Annotated in this window: 7 protein-coding genes; 2 read left to right on the top strand and 5 right to left on the bottom strand. The window is 68.8% G+C overall.

Annotation, left to right across the window (positions count from 1 at the left end):
- The coding region (locus GA0115259_RS08930; protein WP_141716496.1) for a DUF2637 domain-containing protein at positions 1-578 on the top strand (578 nt) is incomplete at its 5' end.
- Between the two features lie 91 nt (positions 579-669).
- Here the strand turns inward: GA0115259_RS08930 and GA0115259_RS08925 are convergent.
- The 3 genes from GA0115259_RS08925 to GA0115259_RS08915 form a co-directional block, all read right to left on the bottom strand.
- Positions 670-1,143, bottom strand: coding sequence for a VOC family protein (locus tag GA0115259_RS08925; RefSeq protein WP_093593413.1), 474 nt, complete (start codon positions 1,141-1,143; stop codon positions 670-672).
- Between the two features lie 55 nt (positions 1,144-1,198).
- Complete coding sequence (rarD, locus tag GA0115259_RS08920) at positions 1,199-2,218, bottom strand: EamA family transporter RarD (protein ID WP_093593410.1); 1,020 nt, start codon at positions 2,216-2,218, stop codon at positions 1,199-1,201.
- 170 nt (positions 2,219-2,388) lie between these two features.
- Complete coding sequence (locus GA0115259_RS08915) at positions 2,389-3,249, bottom strand: SDR family oxidoreductase (RefSeq protein ID WP_093593407.1); 861 nt, start codon at positions 3,247-3,249, stop codon at positions 2,389-2,391.
- 137 nt (positions 3,250-3,386) lie between these two features.
- Between GA0115259_RS08915 and GA0115259_RS08910 the strand changes: the two genes are divergently transcribed.
- Positions 3,387-3,752, top strand: a complete 366-nt coding sequence (locus GA0115259_RS08910) for a winged helix-turn-helix transcriptional regulator (protein ID WP_093593419.1) — start codon at positions 3,387-3,389, stop codon at positions 3,750-3,752.
- A 49-nt stretch (positions 3,753-3,801) separates the two neighbouring features.
- Here GA0115259_RS08910 and GA0115259_RS08905 read toward each other — a convergent pair whose 3' ends face one another.
- Both GA0115259_RS08905 and GA0115259_RS08900 read right to left on the bottom strand, forming a co-directional pair.
- Positions 3,802-4,860 (bottom strand): 2-oxoacid:ferredoxin oxidoreductase subunit beta, encoded by a 1,059-nt coding sequence (locus GA0115259_RS08905; protein ID WP_093593404.1) that lies wholly within the window; start codon positions 4,858-4,860, stop codon positions 3,802-3,804.
- On the bottom strand, positions 4,853-5,036 hold a 184-nt coding region (locus GA0115259_RS08900; RefSeq protein ID WP_141716495.1), incomplete at its 5' end, for a hypothetical protein. The genes GA0115259_RS08905 and GA0115259_RS08900, both read right to left, overlap by 8 nt.

The following is a 5,036-nucleotide window of genomic DNA, read 5'->3' as shown; positions in this document are numbered from 1 at the left end:
CCCAGCTCCTGCGCGCGTCGGCCGCGGACGGCGCGCCTGCCGCCGTGCCGCCTCCGATGGGCGTACCGCGCCCGCGCTCCCGCAACCGGCGCAAGCCCAAGGAGCCGCGGTGGCGGGCGGGCACCTGGGTGAGAGTGTTCAGTCTGCTGCTGTCCGCGATGACGGCCGCCGCCGTCACGGTGATCAGTGCCCTGGGCGCGAGCGTCTCGTACCACCCGCTCGAAGAGATGGCGCTGACCGTCGCGCCGCCGGGACTGGCCCGGTGGTGGCCGCTGCTGGTCTTCGGTCCCTGGCTGGTGGCGACGTTCTCGATCCTGCGCTCCGCGCTGCACCGCCGCAGGATCACCCATCCCTGGCTGATCCTGCTGCTCTTCTCCTCTGTCGCGGTGGCCCTGTGCGTGAGCGCCGCTCCCAAAACACTTCCCGGTATCGCGGTGGCCGCGCTGCCTCCCATCTCGGCCTGCGCATGCCTTTATCAGTTCATCCGGCAGATCGCCCTGACCCGTTTTCCCGAGCCACGCCACACCAGCACCGCCCACCGCTCCGCGCCTCGACGGCGGACCGTCGTCAAGAAGTGACGGTCAAGAAGCGACCGTCAAGAAGCGACCTGGGGGATTGGCAGATGTCATTCGTTTTGTCCTACCGCATGCCGTGTCCGTATGCCGTGTCCTAATGAACGCAGAATTCATTGCCCTCGGGGTCGGCCATGATGGTCCACTGCCCGGAGGGCTCCTTCGTCTCGTGGAGCACCGTCGCGCCCAGCGCCTCCAGCCGGCCGACCTCGGCGGCGCGTCGCCCTGGCTCGGAGTGCACATCCAGATGGAGCCGGTTCTTGACGGTCTTCGCCTCCGGTACGCGCTGGAAGAGGATCCGCCGGCCGAGCCCGGTGCCGCTCTCCTCCTGGTACGGATCGCCTGGATGGCGGACGGCGATCAGATCCCGGAAGGCGAGCCTCCCGTGCGACTCCACGGTGTCCGTGTCCGCGACGAGGCCGAGGCCCAGAAGCCGCTGGATGAGCGCGCTGTTGTCCTCGACGGCATAGCCGAGCGCGGCGGCCCAGAAGTCGGCCTGGGCGTGCGGGTCGGCCGCGTCGATCACGAGTTTCCAGTGCAGAGGTGCGGGAGTGGGCGCGGAAGCAGTCATGTAATCACCTATAGACGACGAGGGGACGGGAGGTCCGGGCGGTGCGGGACGTTGGTCAGCTCACGGGCTTGTGGCGGCTGGGGGACGGCGCGTGTTCCGAGGCGGCAGTTGTCGGCTCCGAGACCGGCGGAGCCTGATCCGAGGCGGGTTTCGCCGCGGCGGCAGTCGCCAGCCGCAGTGCCTCCGCCCTGGTACGCCGGGCGTTGCGCAGCGCGTCCCAGGTCAGGATCGCCAGCGCCAGCCAGACCAGTGAGAAGCCCGCCCACCGCTCCGGTGGCATCGCCTCGTGGAAGTAGAGGACGCCCAGCAGAAACTGGAAGACCGGGGCCAGATACTGGAGCAGGCCCAGCGTCGACAGCGGCACCCGGATCGCCGCCGCGCCGAAGCAGACCAGCGGCAGCGCGGTGACCACGCCTGTCCCGGCGAGGAGAGCCATCTGGCCCGTGCCCTCCCTGCCGAACGTGGCCGAGCCCGACGCGCCCAGCCACACCAGATAGCCGAGCGCGGGCAGGAAGAGAACCGCGGTCTCCGCCGCCAGCGACTCCAGACCGCCGATATTGATCTTCTTCTTGATCAGGCCGTATGTCGCGAACGAGAAGGCCAGCACCAGCGAGATCCATGGCGGCTGCCCGTATCCGACGGCAAGGACCAGCACTGCGGCGAAGGCGATGAAGACCGCCGTCCACTGGGCGGGCCGCAGCCGTTCCTTGAGCAGCAGAACGCCCATGGCGATCGTCACCAGCGGATTGATGAAATAGCCCAGAGACGCTTCCACGACCCGGCCGCTGTTGACCGCCCAGATATAGAAACCCCAGTTGAGGGAGATCGTGACGGCGGCCACGGCGATGAGTCCCAGCTTGCGGGGCTGACGTATCAGCTCGGCCATCCAGCTCCAGCGGCGCAGCGCCAGCAGCCAGATCGCGACCACGCCCAGCGACCAGACCATCCGGTGGGCGAGGATCTCCGTCGCTCCGGCCGGTTCGAGCAGTGGCCAGAAGAGCGGGACCAGCCCCCACATCCCGTAGGCGCCGATCCCGTACAGCAGTCCGCTCCGCTGCTCGCTGTCCGCCTTCACTGGCCCTCCCCGCCCGCCCTGCCCGCTTGCGCCGTTCCGCCATGAAGGTAGCGCCGGGCAGGGCCGCGTGTCATTCCCGTACCGTCATACGGTCATGACGGTACGGGGAGCGCCCTCGGGGCCATGGGGTGCGGGCGTGCGCGCGCTGAGGGCGCTGAGGGCGCGGCGCGTCAGGCCTTGAGCGCCTCGGCGATCGAGTCGGCGAGCGGTGTCGTCGGGCGGCCGGTCAGCCGGGCCAGGTCGCCCGTCCCGCCGGCGAGCCGTCCTCGCTGGATCGCGTGGTCCACGTCCACGAGGATCGCCGCGAACGGCTCGGGCACTCCGGCGCCGGTGAGGATCTCCAGTCGTGTCTCGCCCGGTACGTCGCTGTGCGCGATGGTCCTGCCGGTCTGCCGTGACAGCTCCGCCGCGTACTCGGCGAAGGACCACGCCGTGTCGCCGCTCAGCTCGTACGCCGTGTTGAGATGCCCGTCGCCGGTCAGTACGGCCGCCGCCGCGGCGGCGTAGTCCGCGCGGGCCGCGGTGCCGATCCGGCCCTCGCCCGCGTTGGCGACGACGGCGCCGTGCTCCAGTACGGGAGCGAGGTTCTCGGTGTAGACCTCGGTGTAGAAGCCGTTGCGCAGGAAGGTGTACGGCAGCCCTGATGCGAGGATGAGCCGCTCGGTCTCCTTGTGGTCGGCCGCCAGGTCGAAGTCGGCCTCGGGCCCGCCCAGTACGCCCGTGTACGCGAGCTGGGCCACGCCCGCCGCCCGCGCCGCCTCGATGACGGCGTTGTGCTGGGGCACACGCTTGCCGGGCTCGCTCGCGGAGATCAGCAGCACCCGGTCGCCCGCGCCGAAGGCGCCTGCCAGAGTCTCGGGACGGTCGTAGTCGGCGAGGCGCAGCTCGACACCGCGCGCCACCAGGGCAGCCGCCTTCTCCTCGCTCCGCGCGACGGCGACGATTTCGCCGGCCGGGACATTGGCGGCGAGCAGGGACTCGACGACCAGCCGGCCGAGATGTCCGGTGGCTCCGGTGACAACGATGCTCATGGGTGATTTCTCCAGTTCGTACGGTTTCATAGCGCTCTGACGCTCACCCTATGAGCTGCACTAACCAAGCGAAAGTACCCACTTTGAAGTAAGGTACCGGCGTGACCGTAAGCAGCGCGCCGGATGTCAATCGGCAGATGTGTCCCTCCCGGCTGGTTCTGGAGCACGTCACGAGCCGCTGGGGCGTGCTCGTACTGGCCGCCCTGCTGGAGCGCCCGTACCGCTTCAGCGAGCTGCGGCGCGAGATCGGCGGCGTCAGCGAGAAGATGCTCACGCAGACGCTCAGGACTCTGGAGCGCGACGGCTTCGTCCATCGCGACGCCCGGCCCGTGATTCCACCGCGCGTGGACTACACACTGACCGATCTGGGCAGGGAGGCCGCCGAGCAGGTCTGGGGGCTGGCCCGCTGGACCGAACGGCGGCTGGACGAGGTGTTCCGGGCCCGCGAGGCGTACGACAAGGCCCGGACCTCCGAGGCGTACGACAAGGCCCGGACCTCCTAGGAGATCCGGGCCTCACCGACGCAACGCACGACTGCTCAGCCGGTACGGCTCAGCCGACGACGGTCCAGGTGTCGCCGCCGGCGAGCATCTTGGACAGATCGCCCTTGCCCTGTTCTTCGACGGCCCGGTCGAGCTGGTCCGACATCAAGGCGTCGTAGACCGGCCGCTCGACACTGCGCAGTACTCCGATGGGCGTGTGGTGCAGAGTGTCCGGGTCCGCCAGACGCGACAGCGCGAACGCCGTGGTGGGGCTCGCCGCGTGCGCGTCATGGACGAGGATCCGCGATTCGTTCTCCGGCGTGACGGCCACGACCTGGAGATCACCGGTCGCAGGGTCCCTGACCACGCCCTTGGAGCCTTCGACGCCGAAGCGGATCGGCTGCCCGTGCTCCAGCCGGATCACGGCCTCTTCCGCCTGCTGCTTGTCCTTCAGCACGTCGAAGGCACCGTCGTTGAAGATATTGCAGTTCTGGTAGATCTCCACCAGCGCCGTACCCGGGTGGTCGGCGGCCTGCCGCAGCACCTCGGTGAGGTGCTTACGGTCGGAGTCGACCGTACGGGCCACGAACGACGCCTCCGCGCCGATCGCCAGCGACACCGGGTTGAAGGGCGCGTCGAGCGAGCCCATTGGCGTCGACTTGGTGATCTTCCCGAGCTCGGAGGTGGGGGAGTACTGGCCCTTGGTCAGTCCGTAGATCCGGTTGTTGAACAGCAGGATCTTCAGATTGACGTTGCGGCGCAGCGCGTGGATCAGATGGTTGCCGCCGATGGAGAGCGCGTCGCCGTCGCCCGTGATGACCCAGACCGACAGATCGCGGCGCGAGGTGGCCAGACCGGTGGCGATCGCCGGGGCGCGGCCATGGATGGAGTGCATCCCGTACGTATTCATGTAGTACGGGAAGCGGGAGGAGCAGCCGATGCCGGAGACGAAGACGATGTTCTCCTTGGCCAGGCCCAGTTCGGGCATGAAGCCCTGGACCGCAGCCAGCACCGCGTAGTCACCGCAGCCGGGGCACCAGCGCACTTCCTGGTCCGACTTGAAGTCCTTCATGGACTGCTTGGCCGCGGCCTTGGGGACCAGCGTCAGCAACTCGTTGGCATCAGACATCGGTGGCCTCCTTGAGAGCCGTGGCGAGCTGCTCGGCCTTGAACGGCATGCCGTTGACCTGGTTGTACGAGTGCGCGTCCACCAGATACTTCGCCCTCAGCAGGGTGGCGAGCTGTCCGAGGTTCATCTCCGGCACCACGACCTTGTCGTACCGCCCGAGGATCTCCCCGAGGTTG

Source organism: Streptomyces sp. MnatMP-M17, assembly GCF_900091995.1.
Lineage (GTDB): Bacteria > Actinomycetota > Actinomycetes > Streptomycetales > Streptomycetaceae > Streptomyces.
This window is presented reverse-complemented; position numbering and strand designations above follow the sequence as displayed.